The organism is Pseudomonas sp. HTZ2 (assembly GCF_033173945.1).
Taxonomy (GTDB): domain Bacteria; phylum Pseudomonadota; class Gammaproteobacteria; order Pseudomonadales; family Pseudomonadaceae; genus Aquipseudomonas; species Aquipseudomonas guariconensis.
In genome coordinates, this window is sequence record NZ_CP137332.1 from 3426264 (window position 1) to 3444107 (window position 17844).

Annotated in this window: 20 protein-coding genes and 1 rRNA gene; 10 read left to right on the plus strand and 11 right to left on the minus strand. The window is 62.1% G+C overall.

Features of this window, described 5'->3' with window-relative positions:
* Positions 1 to 31 precede the first annotated feature (31 nt).
* The 3 genes from R6G97_RS15865 (at position 32) to R6G97_RS15875 (ending at position 3276) form a co-directional block, all read left to right on the plus strand.
* Positions 32 to 1282 (plus strand): lipoprotein-releasing ABC transporter permease subunit, encoded by a 1251-nt coding sequence (locus tag R6G97_RS15865; RefSeq protein WP_043212874.1) that lies wholly within the window; start codon positions 32 to 34, stop codon positions 1280 to 1282.
* A complete protein-coding gene (lolD, locus tag R6G97_RS15870) occupies positions 1275 to 1970 on the plus strand; it encodes a lipoprotein-releasing ABC transporter ATP-binding protein LolD (RefSeq protein ID WP_043212877.1) in 696 nt (231 codons plus the stop codon). Before R6G97_RS15865 ends, lolD begins: the two co-directional genes overlap by 8 nt.
* Before the next feature lie 61 nt (positions 1971 to 2031).
* Positions 2032 to 3276: a lipoprotein-releasing ABC transporter permease subunit gene (locus R6G97_RS15875; protein WP_043212881.1), complete on the plus strand. Its 1245-nt coding sequence runs from the start codon at positions 2032 to 2034 to the stop codon at positions 3274 to 3276.
* Positions 3277 to 3300: 24 nt separating this feature from the next.
* On the opposite strand, the gene R6G97_RS15880 is transcribed toward R6G97_RS15875, so the two are convergent.
* Together R6G97_RS15880 and R6G97_RS15885 are read right to left on the minus strand one after the other, a co-directional pair.
* Positions 3301 to 4653 carry a heavy metal sensor histidine kinase gene (locus R6G97_RS15880; RefSeq protein WP_317848158.1) on the minus strand — a complete coding sequence of 451 codons (1353 nt, stop codon included), beginning with the start codon at positions 4651 to 4653 and terminating at the stop codon, positions 3301 to 3303.
* Positions 4650 to 5330 (minus strand): heavy metal response regulator transcription factor, encoded by a 681-nt coding sequence (locus R6G97_RS15885; RefSeq protein ID WP_043212887.1) that lies wholly within the window; start codon positions 5328 to 5330, stop codon positions 4650 to 4652. The genes R6G97_RS15880 and R6G97_RS15885 overlap by 4 nt, the downstream gene beginning before the upstream one ends.
* Before the next feature lie 199 nt (positions 5331 to 5529).
* Here R6G97_RS15885 and R6G97_RS15890 point away from each other — a divergent pair, with 199 nt between their 5' ends.
* Together R6G97_RS15890 and queF are read left to right on the plus strand one after the other, a co-directional pair.
* The gene (locus tag R6G97_RS15890; RefSeq protein WP_289717653.1) at positions 5530 to 6015 is read left to right on the plus strand and encodes a cupredoxin domain-containing protein; all 486 of its coding nucleotides are present in this window, start codon (positions 5530 to 5532) and stop codon (positions 6013 to 6015) included.
* A gap of 67 nt (positions 6016 to 6082) precedes the next feature.
* The gene (gene queF, locus R6G97_RS15895) at positions 6083 to 6913 is read left to right on the plus strand and encodes an NADPH-dependent 7-cyano-7-deazaguanine reductase QueF (RefSeq protein WP_090343892.1); all 831 of its coding nucleotides are present in this window, start codon (positions 6083 to 6085) and stop codon (positions 6911 to 6913) included.
* 118 nt (positions 6914 to 7031) lie between these two features.
* On the opposite strand, the gene R6G97_RS15900 is transcribed toward queF, so the two are convergent.
* Positions 7032 to 7295 carry a DUF4404 family protein gene (locus tag R6G97_RS15900; protein ID WP_043212894.1) on the minus strand — a complete coding sequence of 88 codons (264 nt, stop codon included), beginning with the start codon at positions 7293 to 7295 and terminating at the stop codon, positions 7032 to 7034.
* 123 nt (positions 7296 to 7418) lie between these two features.
* A complete protein-coding gene (locus R6G97_RS15905) occupies positions 7419 to 7982 on the minus strand; it encodes a phosphonoacetaldehyde phosphonohydrolase-related protein (RefSeq protein WP_317847212.1) in 564 nt (187 codons plus the stop codon).
* A gap of 192 nt (positions 7983 to 8174) precedes the next feature.
* On the opposite strand from R6G97_RS15905, the gene R6G97_RS15910 reads away from it, so the two are divergent.
* Positions 8175 to 8882: an MlaA family lipoprotein gene (locus R6G97_RS15910; RefSeq protein ID WP_043212899.1), complete on the plus strand. Its 708-nt coding sequence runs from the start codon at positions 8175 to 8177 to the stop codon at positions 8880 to 8882.
* A 54-nt stretch (positions 8883 to 8936) separates the two neighbouring features.
* Here R6G97_RS15910 and R6G97_RS15915 read toward each other — a convergent pair whose 3' ends face one another.
* On the minus strand, positions 8937 to 9236 hold the full coding sequence (locus tag R6G97_RS15915; RefSeq protein WP_043212901.1) for a PilZ domain-containing protein: 300 nt from the start codon (positions 9234 to 9236) through the stop codon (positions 8937 to 8939).
* A gap of 269 nt (positions 9237 to 9505) precedes the next feature.
* On the opposite strand from R6G97_RS15915, the gene rssB reads away from it, so the two are divergent.
* Both rssB and rssC read left to right on the plus strand, forming a co-directional pair.
* Positions 9506 to 10690 (plus strand): two-component system response regulator RssB, encoded by a 1185-nt coding sequence (rssB, locus tag R6G97_RS15920; RefSeq protein ID WP_317847213.1) that lies wholly within the window; start codon positions 9506 to 9508, stop codon positions 10688 to 10690.
* On the plus strand, positions 10687 to 11169 hold the full coding sequence (rssC, locus tag R6G97_RS15925; RefSeq protein WP_008099230.1) for an anti-sigma factor antagonist RssC: 483 nt from the start codon (positions 10687 to 10689) through the stop codon (positions 11167 to 11169). The genes rssB and rssC overlap by 4 nt, the downstream gene beginning before the upstream one ends.
* Before the next feature lie 124 nt (positions 11170 to 11293).
* Here the strand turns inward: rssC and R6G97_RS15930 are convergent, their stop codons facing one another.
* From R6G97_RS15930 to dusA, 3 genes are all read right to left on the minus strand, one after another.
* Positions 11294 to 13180 carry an alkaline phosphatase D family protein gene (locus R6G97_RS15930; protein WP_317847214.1) on the minus strand — a complete coding sequence of 629 codons (1887 nt, stop codon included), beginning with the start codon at positions 13178 to 13180 and terminating at the stop codon, positions 11294 to 11296.
* Between the two features lie 121 nt (positions 13181 to 13301).
* On the minus strand, positions 13302 to 14228 hold the full coding sequence (gene tal / locus R6G97_RS15935) for a transaldolase (protein WP_317847215.1): 927 nt from the start codon (positions 14226 to 14228) through the stop codon (positions 13302 to 13304).
* Positions 14229 to 14350: 122 nt separating this feature from the next.
* Positions 14351 to 15361, minus strand: a complete 1011-nt coding sequence (gene dusA, locus R6G97_RS15940) for a tRNA dihydrouridine(20/20a) synthase DusA (RefSeq protein ID WP_442800217.1) — start codon at positions 15359 to 15361, stop codon at positions 14351 to 14353.
* Between the two features lie 96 nt (positions 15362 to 15457).
* Here dusA and R6G97_RS15945 point away from each other — a divergent pair, with 96 nt between their 5' ends.
* On the plus strand, positions 15458 to 16600 hold the full coding sequence (locus R6G97_RS15945) for a site-specific integrase (protein ID WP_317847217.1): 1143 nt from the start codon (positions 15458 to 15460) through the stop codon (positions 16598 to 16600).
* Here the strand turns inward: R6G97_RS15945 and R6G97_RS15950 are convergent.
* The 3 genes from R6G97_RS15950 to R6G97_RS15960 are packed head-to-tail and all read right to left on the minus strand — an operon-like array spanning position 16569 to position 17267.
* Entirely contained in the window at positions 16569 to 16850 is a 282-nt protein-coding gene (locus R6G97_RS15950; protein ID WP_173890460.1) for a pyocin activator PrtN family protein, read from the minus strand. The two genes, R6G97_RS15945 and R6G97_RS15950, sit on opposite strands and share 32 nt — an antisense overlap.
* A 10-nt stretch (positions 16851 to 16860) precedes the next feature.
* Positions 16861 to 17037 (minus strand): hypothetical protein, encoded by a 177-nt coding sequence (locus tag R6G97_RS15955; RefSeq protein WP_317847218.1) that lies wholly within the window; start codon positions 17035 to 17037, stop codon positions 16861 to 16863.
* Positions 17034 to 17267 carry a hypothetical protein gene (locus tag R6G97_RS15960; RefSeq protein WP_317847219.1) on the minus strand — a complete coding sequence of 78 codons (234 nt, stop codon included), beginning with the start codon at positions 17265 to 17267 and terminating at the stop codon, positions 17034 to 17036. The genes R6G97_RS15955 and R6G97_RS15960 overlap by 4 nt, the downstream gene beginning before the upstream one ends.
* Positions 17268 to 17560: 293 nt before the next feature.
* On the opposite strand from R6G97_RS15960, the gene rrf reads away from it, so the two are divergent.
* Positions 17561 to 17676, plus strand: a 5S ribosomal RNA gene (gene rrf / locus R6G97_RS15965).
* Positions 17677 to 17844: the final 168 nt, after the last annotated feature.

The window sequence follows — 17844 nt, forward strand, 5'->3', positions numbered from 1 at the left end:
GACGTTCCCTTTCATCCGAACAAGCCCCGACATGTTCAGACCTCTTTTCGTATTCATTGGCACCCGCTACACCCGTGCCAAGCGTCGCAACCACTTCGTCTCGTTCATTTCGCTGACTTCGATGATCGGCCTCGCCCTTGGCGTGGTGGTGATGATCGTGGTGCTGTCGGTCATGAACGGCTTCGACCACGAGATGCGTACCCGCGTGCTGGGCATGATCCCCCATGCCACGCTCGAAACCGGCCAACCGCTGGACAACTGGTCGGGTCTTGCCCAACAAGTAAAGCAGAATCCACAGGTGCTGGCGGTCGCGCCCTTCACCCAGATGCAGGGGTTGCTGACTCATGACGGCAAGGTGCAGAAGGTGCTGCTCAACGGCATCGACCCTGCGCTGGAGCGGCAGGTATCCATCATCGAGAATTTCGTCCTGGAGGGCAGCCTCGACAAGCTGGCGCCGGGCGAATGGGGCATCATGATCGGTGACAAAGCCGCGGCCAAGCTGGGCGTGGGTATCGGCGACAAGCTGACCTTCGTCGCCCCGGAGGTCAGCGTGACCCCGGCGGGCATGTTCCCGCGCATGAAGCGCTTCACCGTGGTCGGCACCTTCCACGTTGGCGCCGGCGAAATCGACGGTTACCTGGGCCTGACCAACATCAGCGACCTCTCCCGCCTGCACCGCTGGAAGGCCGACCAGGTCCAGGGCCTGCGCCTGAAGTTCGACGACCTGTTCCAGGCCCCGCGCGTGGCCTGGGATATCGCCCAACGCCTGGGCGAGCAGGAGTTCTACACCCGCGACTGGACTCGCAGCCACGGCAACCTGTACCAGGCCATCCGTATGGAGAAGGCCATGATCGGCCTGTTGCTGCTGCTGATCGTGGCGGTGGCAGCGTTCAACATCATTTCCACACTGGTGATGGTGGTCAACGACAAGCGTGGCGACATCGCCATTCTGCGTACCCTCGGCGCCACGCCGGGGCAGATCATGGCCATCTTCATGGTCCAGGGGACGGTGATCGGCGTGGTCGGCACGTTGATCGGTGCCGTCGTCGGCATCGTCGCCGCACTCAATGTCAGTGCGGTGATCGCCGGCATCGAGAAGCTGATCGGGCACAAGTTCCTGAACGCGGATGTGTACTTCATCGATTACCTGCCGTCGCAGATCATGGCCGAGGACGTCTGGATGGTCTGCGGTGCGGCGTTGGTCCTGAGTTTCTTTGCCACCCTGTATCCGGCCTGGCGTGCGGCCCGCACCCAGCCAGCAGAGGCGCTACGTTATGAGTGAGTCGCGCATGAATAAAGCCGTACTGAGCTGCCGCAACCTGGGCAAGTCCTACGAGGAAGGGCCGGAGTCGGTGAAGGTGCTGTCCGGGTTGAACCTGGAGCTGCATGCAGGTGAGCGGGTGGCCATCGTCGGCAGCTCCGGCTCCGGCAAGAGTACCTTGCTGAATCTGCTTGGCGGCCTCGACACTCCCACCCAGGGCAGTGTCTGGCTCGCGGGCGAGGAGCTGTCTGCCCTTGGCGAGCGCGCCCGTGGCCTGCTACGCAACCGTGCGCTGGGCTTCGTCTACCAGTTCCACCACCTGCTGCCGGAGTTCACCGCCCTGGAGAACGCCTGCATGCCGCTGCTGATCGGCCGCACGCCGATCCCCGAAGCGCGTGAGCGCGCCGAGGCCCTGCTCAAGCGGGTGGGCCTGGGTCATCGTCTGAACCACAAGCCGGCCGAACTTTCCGGTGGCGAGCGCCAGCGCGTGGCAATCGCCCGTGCCCTGGTCAACCGCCCGGGCCTGGTGATGCTCGACGAGCCCACCGGCAACCTCGATCACCACACCGCCCTTGGTATCCAGGAATTGATGCAGGAGCTGTCCAGCGCTTCGCAGACCGCGTTCCTGGTGGTCACCCACGACTTGAACCTGGCGCGTCAGATGGACCGCGTGCTGCACCTGGAAGACGGCCGTCTGGTGCCGATCTGAGTCGATTGCACGGCGCGGCACGGGCTGCGCCGTAACCTTTTTTCATTGGGTGTTCTCGTACATGTTCAGACCCTTGCCCTTGTTCATCGGTGCTCGCTACACCCGTGCCAAGCGCCGCAACCAATTCATCTCGTTCATCTCCATGACCTCGATGATCGGCCTGTCCTTGGGCGTGCTGGCGATGATCGTGGTGCTGTCGGTGATGAACGGTTTCCAGCGTGAGATGAGCTCGCGCATCCTGGGGCTGGTGCCACACGCCAGCATCCTGGGGGTGCAGCCGCTGAATGACTGGCGCAAGGTGGCCGATGCGGCGCTGAAGAATCCTGCCGTGGTCGCAGCTGCGCCCATCACGGAAATGGAAGGCATGTTGTCCTATAAGGGGGCGATGCAGCCGATCCAGGTCAGTGGCATCGACCCGGCCGAGGAGGGCAAGGTCTCCATCGTCGGTCAGCATATCGTTCAGGGGCGCCTGCAGGACCTGGTCCCCGGCGAGTATGGCGTGGTCATCGGTGAGCTCACCGCGCGGCGTTTTCGTCTCAATACCGGCGACAAGCTGACGCTTATCGTCCCTGAAATCAGCAAGGCCCCTGGCGGTATCACGCCGCGCATGCAGCGTCTGACCGTGGTCGGTATCTTCAAGGTGGGCGCCGAGCTCGACGGTTCCCAGGCTTACATCCATGTTGCCGATGCCGGCGACATGCAGCGCTGGGCGTCGGGTAGCGTGCAAGGGGTGCGCCTGAAACTGCAGGACCTGTACGCCGCACCCCAGGTATCCAAGGCAATTGCCGCAGGCCTGGGCGATGCCTATCGCGCCGATGACTGGTCCCACACACAAGGCAGCCTGTTCAGTGCCATGAAGATGGAAAAGACCATGATCGGCCTGTTGCTGATGATGATCATCGCGGTGGCCGCATTCAACATCATCGCCACCTTGGTGATGGTGGTGAACGACAAGGGTTCGGACATTGCCATCCTGCGCACCATCGGTGCGACGCCTGCGCAAATCATGGGGACCTTCATGGTCCAAGGCTCGCTGATCGGTATCGTCGGTACCTTGGTCGGTGGTGTGCTAGGCGTGATCGCGGCCCTCAATGTCAGCCAGATCGTGGGCTGGCTGGAGCGGATCAGCGGGCAGCACATCTTCACGTCCGACGTGTACTTCATCAGCAGCCTGCCCTCTGACCTGCAATGGGGAGATGTAGCGATCATCTGCACCGCGGGGCTGGTCATGAGCTTCCTGGCCACCCTTTATCCCGCGTATCGGGCTTCCCAGGTGGAGCCGGCGATGGCGCTGCGTTACGAGTGATCTGAAGGGGCCATGGCGGCCCCTTCACAACGTTTCGGGCAGCTCGATCACGAACCGCGTCCAACCCTGCGCGCACTCGGCGCGGATGCTTCCGCCATGGGCCTGGATGATCGAACGGGTAATCGCCAGACCCAATCCCGCATGTTCGCTGCTGCCTTCCCGTCGGGCGGGGTCTGCCCGATAGAAACGGTCGAAAAGCCTGGGCAGAACAGCCGGTTCAATTGCAGGACCGGTGTTGGCGACGACGATGTGAGCCCCGGGCTGCAGCGACACGCGGATCTCCCCACCTTGCGACGTGAAACGCAGGGCATTGTCCAGCAGATTGGACAATGCCCTGCGTAGCATATGTCGGTCGCCCTCCAGCCGCGCCACGCCTTCGCGCACCAGGCGCACCTCGGCGTCCTCGGCCAGCGGCGCGTAGTATTCCAGCAAGGCATCCAGCTCCACCGCCAGGTCCAACGCCTCGCGGTTGGGCATCAGCAGGCCGTGATCGGCCTTGGCCAGGTAGAGCATGTCATTGACCAGCTGGGCCATCCATTGCAGTTCCTCCAAATTGCCGTGCAACGCCTCGCGATACTCGTCGAGGCTGCGTGGACGGGTAAGGGTGACCTGGGTGTGGGTCAGCAGGTTGGACAGCGGTGTGCGCAGCTCATGGGCGATGTCGGCGGAAAACGCCGACAGGCGCTGAAAGGCATCATCCAGGCGTTGCAACATGGCATTGACGGTGGTGGCCAGCTCGGCCAGCTCCTCCGGCATTTGGGCCACGGGCAATCGGGTGGTCAGGGAACGGGCATTGACCCTGGCAGCCACTTCGCCCATTTGGCGCAAGGGCCGCAGCCCGCGCCGAGCAGCCCAGGCGCCGAGCAGGGCCGTGGCCAAAGCCGAGAGGCCGACGGTCAGCCAGATCAGACGCTGCATGCCTTGCAGGAAGTGTTGGTGGTGGGTGATGTCCAGCAAGAGGGTCAATTGGGCCGAGTCTGGGCTGCCTTCGTCCAGTTGGATGCACAGGCTGCGGTAGTCAACGCCATCGGCATGCAGGGTGGTAAGCCCGGTGTGGCTGGGGGTATCTGGCAAGTCGTTGCGGCTGTCGAACCACAGCGCGCCATCCGCACCGCGGATGCGCAAGGCCAGATCGGCCTGGTGGCTCAGTTCGTTGCGAAGGGCGGGCAAGCGCGACGCCAGGTCGGCAGGGCGGGTGACGCCTTCGAGCAAGGTGCGCATCAAGGACAGCCGGCCATTGAGCAGTTGCTGGTCCAGTTCGATGAAGTGCCGTTCGCTGGCGCGGCTGAACAGCAGGCCGGCGGTCAGCGAGACGGCCGCCGTGCAGACGGCGAACAGCAGGGCCAGACGCCCGCCTAGGGACACGCGCGGCATCAGTCGTGGCGCTCCTCGAGTACGTAGCCCATGCCGCGCACGGTATGGATCAGCTTGTTGTCATGGTGATCGTCGATCTTCAGGCGCAGGCGGCGGATCGCCACCTCGATGACATTGGTGTCGCTGTCGAAATTCATGTCCCAGACTTGCGAGGCGATCAGCGATTTGGGCAGTACCTCGCCCTGGCGGCGCAACAGCAGTTCGAGCAGGGCGAACTCCTTGGCGGTCAGGTCGATACGTTGGCCGGCGCGTTCGGCGCGGCGGCGGATCAGGTCCAGGCGCAGGTCGGCCAGACCCAGTTGCGTATCCTGGCTGGAATTGGCGCCCCGGCGAAGCAGCGTGCGCACCCTGGCCAGCAGCTCGGAGAAGGCGAAGGGTTTGACCAGATAGTCGTCCGCGCCCAGCTCCAGACCATGGACCCGGTCTTCCACGGCATCGCGGGCGGTGAGGAACAGTACTGGAGTTTCCAGGCCAGCCTGGCGTACTGCCTGGAGGATCTGCCAGCCGTTGCGCCCCGGGAGCATGACATCGAGAATCAGCAGGTCATGATCGCCAGTCAAGGCCAGGTGCTGGCCGGTGTCGCCATCACAGGCGAGTTCGGTGGCAAAGCCGGCTTCGCTGAGCCCTTGGCGCAGGTATTGGCCGGTCTTGACCTGGTCTTCGACGATCAGCAGTTTCATGTCCTGTCCATAATTCGAAAAGTACGCACCTGCCTCGGTGCGGCGGGGAAGCCCGCGTTCGCAGGAGGTGACGGCTGAAATGATACGTGACTCCGGCAAGCGGCAACCAAGCTGACAAAGTTGTAATCCGACTGTCAGCTAAGCGCCAGCGGAGCCTTATAGAGTGAGTCTCATCCTGCTGCATCTGTTTGGAGACTTCATGAAGCACCTGTTCATCGCCGCCGCCCTGGCCCTGGTCAGCCTGCCCATATTGGCAAGCGAAGCAAAAACCTTCGCGTTCGGTGAACCAGCCCCGGCATCCAAGGCCACTCGCACCGTGGAAGTCATACTCAAGGACATCGCCTTCGAGCCGGCAGGCCTGGAGGTCAAGGCAGGCGAAACTGTGCGCTTCATCCTGACCAACCAGGGCAAACTGCCCCACGAGTTCAACCTGGGCGACGCGGCCATGCATGCCGCGCATCAGCAACAGATGCTGGCCATGGCCAGCATGAGCATGAACCATGAAGGCATGGACCACGGCGCGATGGGCGGGCATGGTCATGATGGCGGCAACACAGTGTTGGTGCAGCCTGGCCAGCGTGCCGAACTGACCTGGACCTTCCGCAAGTCTGCGCCTATCGAGTTCGCCTGCAACGTGCCGGGCCATTACCAGGCCGGCATGGTCGGGAAACTGACCATCGAGTGACTTCGACCCCAAGGCGGGATGCAAAACCGGTAGAATGAGGGCCATCACGAGTCTTCAGGTCAGGTCCATGCATCCCGCCGCCGAACATTCCCCGCTGGGCAAGTCCAGCGAGTACATCGCCACCTACACCCCTTCGTTGCTGTTCCCCATTCCGCGCGCGGCCAAATGGGCCGAGTTGGGCGTGACCGCCCAAACCCTGCCGTGGCAGGGCGTGGACTACTGGAACTGTTTCGAGCTGTCCTGGTTGCTGCCTTCGGGCAAGCCGGTGGTGGCCATCGGTGAGTTCGCCATTCCGGCCGATTCGCCCAACATCATCGAATCCAAGTCGTTCAAGCTTTACCTCAACTCCTTGAACCAGACTGTCTTCGCCTCCACCCGCGAACTGCAGGCTTGCCTGGAGAAAGACCTGTCCGCCGCCGCGGGCAAGTCTGTCACTGTTCGGGTTCGTACCTTGGCGGATGTCGAGGCCCAGGGCGTGGTAGCGCTGCCAGGCCATTGCATCGATGATCTGGATGTAAGCATCAGCAACTACGAGCAGCCCCGACCTGAACTGCTGCAATGCGACCCGCAGCGCGTGGTCGAGGAGGCAGTGCACAGCCATTTGCTCAAGTCCAACTGCCCGGTCACCGGGCAACCGGACTGGGGAAGTGTCGTGGTGGCGTACAAAGGCCTGGCGCTGGATCATGCGAGTCTGTTGAGCTACCTGGTGAGCTTCCGCCAGCATTCGGACTTCCATGAGCAGTGCGTCGAACGCATTTATCTGGATCTCTTGCGCCTGCTCAAACCGGAGCACCTGACCGTGTATGCGCGCTATGTGCGTCGTGGTGGCCTGGACATCAACCCTTACCGCAGCACCGGGGCGATCAGCCCAGACAATCAGCGGCTCGTTCGTCAGTAAGTTTGGCGTCGTCCTCGGCGGGCTCTGTTCGCGACACAAGGCCGCTCCTACAGCACGATGTCCGTAGGAGCGGCCTTGTGTCGTGAGAGGGCTGCGCAGCAGCCCCGGATGAGCAGGGTCAGATACCCATGCTGTGGAGATAGTTGGCAATATTGCGCAGTGTGGCGGTCAGGTCGGGGTGGTCGACCTCGAAGCGTTCAATGGCGAGGTTCACACCGTCAACCAGGTTGTTGTCGGGGGTGGCTTCCTCAAGCTTGAGTTGCGCCTCTATCTGCCTCGCTTCCTCGTGCAGACTGGCCAGTTCTTCGTCCGACAGCGGTACATTCCGATCCAGTTGCTCGCGCAGGCTATTGAGTCGCTCTTGCAGTTCGCGGGCGGGCATTGGGTGTTCTCCCTCTATGGCTTGGCAAGGCATGGACCTTCGCGGTGGTGCAAAGGTTCTGGCCTGTTTCCAAGCGTAATCCACCTGCAGGCGCTTTGCATGATCGGTGTCAACGACCCTGTATCAGGGCTTTTCGCCCTTGCGCCGGCGCAGGGCGATGTCCGCCAGGCATGTATCCAGTGCTTCCAGATGGTCGATCACCGAGTGTACGCCGAGTCCGAACAGCTCCAGGGTGGCCTTGCCGCGGGCCAGTTCGCGCGCCTGCTCGGTCATGGCTTGCCACTGGCTGGAGCCGACCTCGCATGATGGGCTGCTGTTGGCCAGGCCTACCGTCCATAGCCCCGCGTTGAGGGACGATTGCAGCAGGCCCGGCTCCCCGCTGACCAGCACACAGCCGTCCAGGCGGGTGCTGCGCAGGGTCATCAACGCCTGCCAACAGGCGTTCGGCGCGGGCCAGGGGCAATCATTGAGCGCTTGCCCGGGCAGCCAGTCCGGCAACACGTTGGCCAAGCGTTTGCCCTGGCTGGCGCCCAGTTCATCGAGCCACATGCACGGTACCTGGCGTTCACGCAGGACCGACAGGATGTCCAAGGCCCCAGGGGCGGGGTGGGGAGTGCCGTTGACCGCCTGGACCAGGCAGCCACGCAGTCCGAAGAGTACGGCGGTGAAGGCAGATGCAGCTTCCATGGCAGCGTCCCTCAAATACTCCGCAGGCTAGCGGGCGCTTGTTACCGGTGGATGACATCGCAACGGTTGTTCACATAATCTTGATTAAAAATGTGTAAAGCTGCTTATCAGCCGATGAGCCTTTATACTGGCGTCTTAATTTCGCAGCGCACTCATGTGCCTGCTGCCGTCAAATCCGATGGAGAAACATCTATGCGTAGGATCGGTGCCGGAGTGATCGAGCGATTCACCCAGGCCTGTGTCTGCGCCAGCCTGCTGCTGGCGCCCGTGGCAGCCACCCAGGCGGCCACCGAGGAAGATCCCTGGGAATCGGTCAACCGACCGATCTTCAAGTTCAACGATACCCTCGACACCTATGCCCTCAAGCCATTGGCCAAGGGTTATCAGGCCGTCACCCCGCAGTTCCTCGAAGATGGTATCCACAATATCTTCCGCAATCTGGGCGATGTCACCAACCTGGTCAATGATGTGCTGCAGCTCAAGCCCCATGCCGCGGGCGTCGACACAGCGCGCCTGATCGTCAACACCACGTTCGGCCTGGGCGGCTTCTTCGACGTCGGTACCAAGATGGGGCTGCAGCGCAACGACGAAGACTTCGGCCAGACCCTTGGCTATTGGGGCTTGGGCAGCGGTCCTTATGTGGTCATTCCATTCCTCGGTCCAAGCACCGTGCGCGATGGCCTGGCCAAATACCCGGACACCTACACCGAACCCTACCGCTATATCGACCACGTGCCGACCCGCAACTCGATCTTCGCCCTGGACGTGATCGACACCCGGGCCAACCTGTTGTCGGCAGAAAAACTGATCACTGGCGACAAGTACGTGTTCATCCGCAACGCTTACCTGCAGAACCGTGAGTTCAAGGTCAAGGATGGGGAAGTCGAAGACGACTTCTGATTCGTGCGGGTATGTAAAAAGGCGACCTTCGGGTCGCCTTTTTTCGTCTTTGCTTCAATGCAGGGCCAGGATGCGCAAACCGAACTTCTGCTCGCCGCCGGGTTGATCGGCGATCCACACTACCTCGGTGCTGGCTTCCAGGCCCTTGAGGGCAGGGTGGTCGGATTCGATCCGTGCCTGCACTTTGTCACCGACCTCGAAATGTTGCTCGGCCTGTACCTGCATGCCGCCACTGGAGAGGTCGAGGCAGACGGCCGAGATCACCTGGCCCGCATGCAGGAGGGTGACGCCGGCATCGATACGCATGCGAATGAAGTCGCGTTTCTCGCTGTGGTTGGTGGGGGTCTGAGGCATGCTGCATCCTTCCCATTGGGTTGCACGGATCGGCTTTCTTATAACTCTCGGTGATTTGCCCTGTAAAGTGCGGGGAACTCGACCGTCGCATGGCTTGAAACGCTTGGCGGATGGGAGTACCGTCTGCGCCTTACAAGGCACCTCTGCCAGTTGTCGGGCCAGTTTTCTTGTCCTACAACTCAAGTAGAGAGTCACCACAGAGTATCCCTGTAGCCGCCGTCTGCCTTGCTGACGTCGCTACGCCAACCAATCCGGCGCCGTTCGCCCACATGCAGAAAACCAGTGCAACGCTGCTGATCATCGATGACGACGACGTGGTCCGTGCCAGCCTCGCCGCCTATCTGGAAGACAGTGGCTTCAGCGTCCTCCAGGCCGGCAATGGCCAGCAGGGGCTCCAGGTCTTCGAAGAACACCAGCCCGACCTCGTGATCTGCGATCTGCGCATGCCGCAGATGGGTGGCCTCGAACTGATCCGTCGGATCAGCGAGCGGGCGCCGCAGTTGCCGGTGATCGTGGTCTCCGGAGCCGGTGTCATGAACGATGCGGTCGAGGCCTTGCGCGTGGGAGCCGCTGACTACCTGATAAAGCCTCTGGAAGACCTGGCCGTGCTCGAACACTCGGTTCGCCGCGCACTTGACCGTTCGCGCCTGGTGCTGGAAAACCAGCGCTACCGCGACAAGCTCGAGGCCGCCAACCGTGAGCTGGAAGCCAGCCTGCACCTGCTCCAGGAGGACCAGAACGCCGGTCGCCAGGTGCAGATGAACATGCTGCCGGAAAGCCCGTGGACAGCGGGCGATTTGTCGTTCGAGCACCAGATCATTCCGTCGCTGTACCTGTCGGGTGATTTTGCGGATTACTTCCGGGTCGATGAGCGACGTATCGCCTTCTACCTGGCCGATGTCTCCGGTCACGGCGCGTCCTCGGCGTTCGTCACCGTGCTGCTGAAGTTCATGACCACCCGCTTGCTGTTCGAATTCAAGCGCAGCGGCAAGATGCGCGAATTCAAGCCTTCCGAGGTGCTCAGCCACATCAACCGTGGGCTGATCAACTGCAAGCTGGGCAAGCACGTGACCATGGTGGGTGGGGTGATCGACGAGGAAACCGGGTTGATGACCTACAGTGTTGGCGGCCATCTGCCGCTGCCGGTGCTTTACACCCCGGGACAAGCTCGTTACCTGAAAGGCCGTGGCCTGCCGGTGGGGTTGTTCGAAGAGGCCAGTTATCAGGACCAGGTGCTGGAGCTGCCGTCGCGCTTCAGTCTGACCCTGATGTCCGATGGCATTCTGGACCTTTTGCCAGGGGATACACTCAAAGATAAGGAAGCGACCTTGCCGGAAATCGTCAAGGACGCGGGGGGCAGCCTGGACGGGCTGCGCCAACGATTTGGATTGGCTACGCTTGGGGAGATGCCGGATGATATCGCCCTATTGGTGTTGAGCAGGAACCTTGAATGAGTACCGGTAGAATCCAGTTCGCCGAGCAGAGCGGGACCTTTGTTCTGAAGTTCGTCGGTGAAGTGCGCCTGACCCTGTGTTCGGCGCTGGATGCAACGATCGAAAAGATCTTCACCGCGCTGAACTTCTCGGCCATCGTCATCGATCTGACCGAGACCGAGAGCATCGACAGCACCACGCTTGGCCTGCTGGCCAAACTGTCGATCCTGTCCCGGCAGAAGGTCGGCCTGTTGCCGACCGTGGTCACCACCAACCCGGACATCTCTCGGTTGCTGCAGTCCATGGGCTTCGATCAGGTGTTCAACATCGTCGATCGTCCGGTGCCGTGCCCGGAGTGCCTGACCGACCTGCCATCCCAGGACCAGAACGAAGATGTCGTGCGTTCCAAGGTGCTGGAGGCGCACAAGATCCTCATGGGGCTGAACGATTCCAACCGTGAGGCCTTCCACGATCTGGTCAGCGCTTTGGAGCGCACCTGATTCTTATCCTGTGTCGATCCCTTGGCGGGTGAACCCGTTCCCCTATCCTTCACAAGCTTTGCGGCTCGCGGTATTCCAGTGGGAGCGGGTTTACCCGTGACGCGCCCAGCGCAGGCCGCCGCTGTCATTTGCGCTGCGTAAATTCCGTAGCTTCGTTCCCCGCGGCGCTCAGCTGGAACACCCGCGTCGGTCGCCCCTGCTCATCGAACCACACCTGCCCCAACCCTGCGCCATTCCACAGTCGCTCACCCGCCTGGCTGCGGCTGGGCGTGCGCGGCACCACTTCCATCTGTCGGCGCTTGGTGAACCAGTTGAGTGGCGAACGCGGGGCATAGAGCCAGCGGTTAAGGCGGTCCAATACGTCCAGTAGGCGCTTGGGAAACTGGTTCTTGATGCCGCTGCTGGTGATCTGCCACAAGTGCGGGCTGCGCTGACGGTGGCGGATCAACACCTCATAGACGAACGAATAGTGCACGTCGCCCGACAGGACTACATAGTGCCCTGGGGTACGCGAATGGCTGAAGATGTTGAGAATCACCTGTGCCGCGCCCCGATGGGCCATCCAGTTTTCCGCATCCACCAACAACGGGTAGCCCAGCCAGCTGAACACGCGCTGGACCGTTTCGATCAGCTTGACCCCGAAGATCGGTGCCGGCGACACGATGATCGCCGAAGGATGGTCCAGCAGTGCCTGCTGCAGTTCGCACAAGGCTTCCCAGTCGAGCAGGCCGGAAGGCTTTTTCAGGCTGCTCTCGCTGCGCCAGCGACGGGTGCGGGTGTCCAGCACCAGCAGTGGTGGCTCGGTGGCCAGGCTGAATTGCCAGCCCTGAAAGCGCAGCAACTGGTCGATCAGCGTGTCCTGGGCCTGGGCGTCCAGGCGTTGTTGCAGGCTGCGTTCGCCCAGGGCCTTGCACGGCTCGATCAGCGCCCGGCAGCTGTCCGGATCGTTGCCCCAGCCCTGGCATAGCAGGTAACCGAGCAGCGCATTGCCGATGATCCGACGCGAGAAGGGATGCCCATAGGCGGTCTCTTCCCATTGCGCCGACAGGTTCCAGTCGTCGGTGATGTCATGGTCATCGAAGATCATCAGGCAGGGCAGGTGTGCCATCACCCGTGCGACCCGATCGAGGTGGCCGGCGAACGCTTCGATCTGTGGCAATTCCTGCCGGTAGCGCGCCTGGCGCTTGTCGGTCAGGCCCTCGGGCATGTCCAGGCGTACCAGCGCCCAGGGCACGGGGGACCAAACCAGCAGGTACATGGCCATGACCTCGGCGAAGGTCACCAGATGATTGTCGGCGTTGCTGCTGGAGAAGATCGGTTTGCGCTTGCCGCCGAAGAAGCGCTCGCGCAGGGTTTCGTTGCCCTGCTGGGCGGGTAGCAGGTCCGCGCGGTGGTAATAGCTGGCAGGGTGACGATACAGCGCAGCGCTGTCGGCGACCAAAGCACCTTCCAGGGTCTCGCCGAACAGGCCCAGGCGTTCGATCAGCGTGTGGATGGCGCGCAGCATGGGCCCGGCGACATCATCGGCATAGACCTGGTCACCGCTCATCAGCAGCAGCGCCGGGCGTTCCTCGGGCAGCTGGCACTGCTGCAGGAGCCGGTCCGCGCACAGCAAGCCGTCGGCAGCCGGGTAGTGAGGCTTGCGGCAGGAACCATGGAGCAACTGCTCGAGGCGCTCGCGCAGCACGAAGCTTGGGCGTTGGCTGCCGGGGTAGAGCAGGTGAGGAGCCCAGTCGGCGATCCCCTGGCCATCCTCGAGCAACAGGTCATAGGGGATGGCGGCGTTGCGCGGCAGCGGCTGGTCGAAGTGGATATCCAGCAGGTGAACGAAGGCCTGCGTGCCGATGGGGATCACCTCGCAGGTTAGGTTTGCCGTGAGAGATGGCGCATCGAGAACGAACGTGGGGCGAAGCGGCTGCGTTGCGACCAGCCAGATTGCCAGGCGTTGAGGCTCCAGCCGGCGCAGGACGGGGCCTGCAAGGACAAGGGGAAGTGCGGTGTTAGGTGGCATCGATTGGTTTTCAGTCGTGTGTGCCCAGGCGCTTGCGGGCAAGGCAGTTTGAAGGTGCCGCAAATGAAAACGGGCGGAAAATGCTCGGCATCTCCCGCCCGTAGGGCAACCAAAATGTGTATCAGGCTTTTTCAGCCATCAACGCTTCCAGCTTTTCCTGATCACGGGCGAACTGACGGATGCCTTCGGCCAGTTTCTCGGTGCCCATGGGGTCTTCGTTCATCGCCCAGCGGAACTGGCTTTCGCTCAGATGCTGTTTGGCCTCGCCGGCGTTGCCTGGCTTGAGGATTCGCGGTAGTTGGCCTTGGTCATCGCTCAGTTGCTGCAGCAATTCGGGGCTGATGGTCAGGCGGTCGCAGCCGGCCAGTTGCTCGATCTGGCCGATGTTGCGGAAGCTTGCGCCCATCACCACCGTGTCGTAGCCGTTGGCCTTGTAGTAGTTGTAGATCCGCGTCACCGACTGCACGCCTGGGTCTTCGGCGCCGACATACTCCTTGCCGGTGCTTTTCTTGTACCAGTCGTAGATGCGGCCCACGAACGGCGAAATCAGGAACACCCCGGCATCGGCGCAGGCCTGGGCCTGGGCGAAGGAGAACAACAGGGTCAGGTTGGTCTGGATGCCTTCTTTTTCCAGCTTCTCGGCGGCGCGAATACCCTCCCAGGTGGAGGCCAGCTTGATCAGCACGCGATCACGCGGCACGCCAGCCTGCTCGTACAGGCCGATCAGTTGGCGGGCCTTGGCCAGCAGCGCGGGTTCGTCGAACGACAGGCGGGCGTCGACCTCGGTGGAGATACGCCCAGGAATGACCTTGAGGATGCCCGCGCCCACGGCCACGGCAAACTTGTCGCAGGCCAGGTCCACATTGCCCTTGGCATCGCTCTTGACCTGCTTGAGCAAGTCCGCGTAACCCGGGATCGCCGCGGCCTTGAGCAGCAGCGATGGGTTGGTGGTGGCGTCGACCGGCTTGAGGCGGGTGATGGCGTCCAGGTCCCCGGTGTCGGCGACCACGGTGGTGAACTGCTTGAGTTGTTCCAGCTTGGAGGTCATGGGCGTGCTCTGTCCTGTGCAATGACTCGACATTACCCGAGCCCCGACGGCCACTCAAGGGCCGGCGGGGCAGGTCGGGCGAGGGAATGAAGGTTCGAGTCGAAAGCGCGCCGGGGGTTCCCTCAGCGGCCTTGCAGCAGCTCGGCGGCCTGGTCGAAGATCGCCAGGGGCTCCGGGGCTTTGTGGATGTCCGCCGACAGCAGTTGGCGGAAGCGTCGGGCGCCAGGGAAACCCTGGCCCAGGCCGAGGATATGGCGGGTGATGTGATGCATGGCGCCGCCGCTTTGCAGATGCGCGACGATGTACGGGCGCAGCTTCTCCAGCGCCTCGCTGCGGCTGACCACCGGGGCGGTGCTGCCGAACAGCTGCTGGTCCACTTCGGCCAGCAGGTAGGGGTTGTGGTAGGCCTCGCGGCCCAGCATCACGCCGTCGAAGGTCTGCAGGTGCGCATGGCATTCTTCCAACGTCTTGATACCGCCATTGAGCACCAGCTCCAGATCCGGAAAATCGGCCTTCAGTCGCGCAGCAACGTCATAGCGCAGCGGCGGAATTTCGCGGTTCTCCTTGGGCGACAGGCCTTCGAGGATGGCGATACGCGCATGCACGGTGAAGCTGCGGCAACCCGCGTCACGCACCTGACCCACGAAATCGCACAGTTCGGCGTAGCTGTCACGGCCATTGATGCCGATGCGGTGCTTGACCGTGACCGGAGTGGCCACCGCATCGCGCATGGCCTTGACGCAATCGGCCACCAACGCCGGATGCCCCATCAGGCAGGCGCCGATCATGTTGTTCTGCACCCGGTCGCTCGGGCAGCCGACGTTGAGGTTGACCTCATCGTAGCCGGCATCCTCGGCCAGCCGCGCGCACGCCGCCAGCTCCGCCGGCACACTGCCGCCCAGCTGCAAGGCCAGCGGATGCTCTGTGTCGTCATGGCGCAGGAAGCGATGGGCATCGTTGTGCAGCAGCGCACCGGTGGTGACCATTTCGGTGTAGAGCAGGGCGTGCTTGGAGAGCAGGCGCAGGAAGAACCGGCAATGGCGATCGGTCCAGTCCATCATCGGTGCAACAGAAAACCGCCTTACTACCGTATCCATTGGGTGGGCCGCGTTTTCTGGTGTCTCGGGGTGCATTCGGGTTTCTCTCATTCTCTATCGTTTACTACCTTTTTTGCTTATTCTCCAAAGCTCGTTGCTGAATTTCAGCAAAAGCAATTGGGGATTTAGCAAATGGGCACCATCACCACCCGCAAAAGGAAAGACGGGTCTACCACCTACGACGCCCAGATCAGGATCATGCGCAAGGGCGTGAAAGTCTATCAGGAAAGCCAGACCTTCGATCGGAAGACTACGGCGCAGGCCTGGATCCGAAAGCGCGAGGCCGAACTGCACGAGCCGGGCGCTATCGAGAAGGCGAACCGGAGCGGAGTGACGGTCAAGCACATGGTCGAGAAGTACCTGGACCAGTACGAGAAGCTCCGGCCGCTGGGGAAGACCAAGCGCGCCACCTTGCTGGCCATCAAGGAAACCTGGCTGGGCGACGTTGTGGACAGTGAGCTGACGAGCCAGAAGCTGGTGGACTACGCCATGTGGCGGATGGAAAAGGACGGCATCCAGGCGCAGACCGTGGGCAACGACCTGGCCCACCTCGGCGCCGTGCTTTCAGTGGCCCGGCCTGCCTGGGGGTATGAGGTCGACCCGCACGCTATGCCCGACGCACGGAAGGTGCTGCGCAAGATGGGCGCGGTCACCCGGAGCCGTGAGCGTAACCGCCGGCCTACCCTGGGCGAGCTCGAAAAGATCCTGAAGTACTTCGAGGAGATGCGCGAACGCCGCAAGCAGGAGATCGACATGCTGCGGGTCACGCTGTTCGCGCTGTTCTCCACCCGCCGGCAGGAGGAGATCACTCGAATCCGCTGGGACGCGCTAAACGAGAAGGATCAGTCGGCGCTGATCACCGACATGAAGAACCCGGGCCAGAAATACGGCAACGACGTGTGGTGCCACCTGCCCGACGAGGCCTGGCGTATTCTGCAGTCGATGCCTCGCGTAGCCGATGAGGTGTTTCCGTACAACTCGAAGTCGATTTCGGCATCCTTCACCAGGGCCTGCAACTTCCTGGAGATAGACGACCTGCACTTTCACGACCTGCGCCACGATGGCGTCAGCCGTCTGTTCGAAATGGGGTGGGATATCCCGAAGGTGGCCTCTGTTTCTGGTCACCGGGATTGGAACTCGATGCGGCGCTATACGCACCTACGGGGGAATGGCGATCCATATAAAGGATGGGAATGGATCGATAAGGTGATAACGGGCCCCGTGATCGAGGCCCAGAAGAGGATCAAGAGACGCGTCGAAGGCCGCGACCCATGAGCTTGTCGTGCTCGGTCTTGGCCTTCTGGTGCTGCGCGTCCAGGTAGGCAGCCAGATCGTTCAGGTGCACGCCACGTGCTGACTTCTGGCTGCTCTCCATGCAGACCAGCGGCAGGTTGATCTCGCCCCGCGCCACCTTGCCCTTCATCTTCTCCGGGGTCAGATGGCTGAAGTAGTCGAGGCACACGCGCTCGAGCGGGATGATTGCCTGGCCTCCGTACTGGGCCATGAGCAGGAAATAGGTGTTCATGTGAGCCTCCTCAGGCCAAGAAGTGGTGCCCGATCTTCGCCGCCCTAGCGGCTTCCTCGGTGCGGAACATGAGCCGGGTGGTAGTGACGCTTCCCCGACTGCTGTATTCGACATCGACCCACCAGTGGCCGAACATGCGGTACGGCTCGCCGAGGATCTTCGTGACGTAGCAGTCGATCAGGTTCATGGATGGTCGCCTCCCTCGACGATGTAGTGCTCGACGGTGCGCGACTGTGGATCGGCATCACCCAGGAACACCATGTTCAAGGCCGTGTCCTGCAGGTTGCCGACCTCGTCGGTTCCTTCTTCGTCCTCGGATAGCACTGGCAGCGCCTGGTGGCGGATCAGATCGATGCCTACGCCCTCGGGCACGTCGAAGCGGGTGATGACCGTCGTGGTCACGGTGATGATTGGCATGGCGATAGCTCTCCACGCCCGCGCATGTCGGCGGGCTTGAGTAGTTGGGGGAGGGGTTAGGCTGGAATCAGCCGCAGCGGACGCGCGGCGAGTGGAACGTCTGCGGGCGAGCGGGGCGGACAGCCTCGAAGTAGAGGCTCCACATGTCGTCCCAGGCCTCTTTCATCGTTGAGCCCTGGCCGGTGCACCCCATCCTCCGGCACCACCAGGAGCCGGAACCGAAAGTTCGCAACCACAACGATCACATATCCGAATTGGCTGGAGTGTCATAAGACAGTCTGGCAACAGAATTTCTTGACGACCATAGAGCATTGGAACCACCTGATCCCATCCCGAACTCAGCAGTGAAACGATGCATCGCCGATGGTAGTGTGGGGCTTCCCCATGTGAGAGTAGGTCATCGTCAAGATTCATTTCGCAAAACCCCTATCTGCGTGAGCAGGTAGGGGTTTTGTCTTTTCTGCAGCCTATATTGGCAGCCCAATCAGTACTTTCCAGAAAGGCGCTTCCTACAGCGATATGGGGCCTGCAACACCTCGGGCGATGCGCAGCCCCTGTGATATGGTTCCCTACCAGA